This is a genomic window from Pseudoalteromonas sp. C8 (assembly GCF_011378685.1).
Lineage (GTDB): Bacteria > Pseudomonadota > Gammaproteobacteria > Enterobacterales > Alteromonadaceae > Pseudoalteromonas > Pseudoalteromonas arctica.
The window spans coordinates 1-1,382 of the sequence record NZ_WTKT01000049.1; the positions used below are offsets into that span (position 1 = coordinate 1).

The 1,382-nt window shown below is 49.1% G+C and carries 1 rRNA gene; it reads right to left on the reverse strand.

The features are described 5' to 3' along the window. Nucleotides 1–1,382: ribosomal RNA gene (locus tag GQR39_RS19960) — 23S ribosomal RNA — on the reverse strand; the annotation flags it as partial.

Below are 1,382 nucleotides of genomic sequence, written 5' to 3' on the forward strand. Positions count from 1 at the left end.
GCGTACCTTCTCCCGAAGTTACGGTACGATTTTGCCTAGTTCCTTCACCCGAGTTCTCTCAAGCGCCTTAGTATTCTCTACCTGACCACCTGTGTCGGTTTGGGGTACGATTCCATATAATCTGAAGCTTAGAGGCTTTTCCTGGAAGTATGGCATCAGCAACTTCATCACCGTAGTGACTCGTCTCGTGTCTCAGGTTTAATGTTTGTCCGGATTTACCTAAACAAACGCCCTACTCACTTTCACATAGACTACCAACGCTATGCTTGCTTAGCCTGCTCCGTCCCCCCATCGCAATTATATCGAGTACAGAAATATTAATCTGTTTCCCATCGACTACGCCTTTCGGCCTCGCCTTAGGGGTCGACTTACCCTACCCTGATTAACATGGGATAGGAACCCTTGGTCTTCCGGCGTGGGAGTTTTTCACTCCCATTATCGTTACTCATGTCAGCATTCGCACTTCTGATACCTCCAGCATACCTCCCGGTACACCTTCAACGGCTTACAGAACGCTCCCCTACCACTCAGAATAAATTCTGAATCCGCAGCTTCGGTGCATAGTTTAGCCCCGTTACATCTTCCGCGCAGACCGACTCGACCAGTGAGCTATTACGCTTTCTTTAAAGGATGGCTGCTTCTAAGCCAACCTCCTGGCTGTCTGGGCCTTTCCACATCGTTTCCCACTTAACTATGACTTTGGGACCTTAGCTGGCGGTCTGGGTTGTTTCCCTCTTCACGACGGACGTTAGCACCCGCCGTGTGTCTCCCGGATATTACTTTACGGTATTCGGAGTTTGCAAAGGGTTGGTAAGTCGGGATGACCCCCTAGCCTTAACAGTGCTCTACCCCCGTAAGTATTCGTCCGAGGCTCTACCTAAATAGATTTCGGGGAGAACCAGCTATCTCCCGGTTTGATTAGCCTTTCACTCCTAGCCACAGGTCATCCCCTAACTTTTCAACGTTAGTGGGTTCGGTCCTCCAGTTGATGTTACTCAACCTTCAACCTGCCCATGGCTAGATCACCGGGTTTCGGGTCTATACCTTGCAACTATTCGCCCAGTTAAGACTCGGTTTCCCTACGGCTACCCTATTCGGTTAACCTCGCTACAAAATATAAGTCGCTGACCCATTATACAAAAGGTACGCAGTCACCCAACAAGTGGGCTCCTACTGCTTGTACGTACACGGTTTCAGGTTCTATTTCACTCCCCTCACAGGGGTTCTTTTCGCCTTTCCCTCACGGTACTGGTTCACTATCGGTCAGTTGGGAGTATTTAGCCTTAGATGATGGTCCACCTATATTCAGTCAAAGTTTCACGTGCTCCGACCTACTCGATTTCACTTAAAATGTCTTTTCATGTACGGGACTATCACCCTGT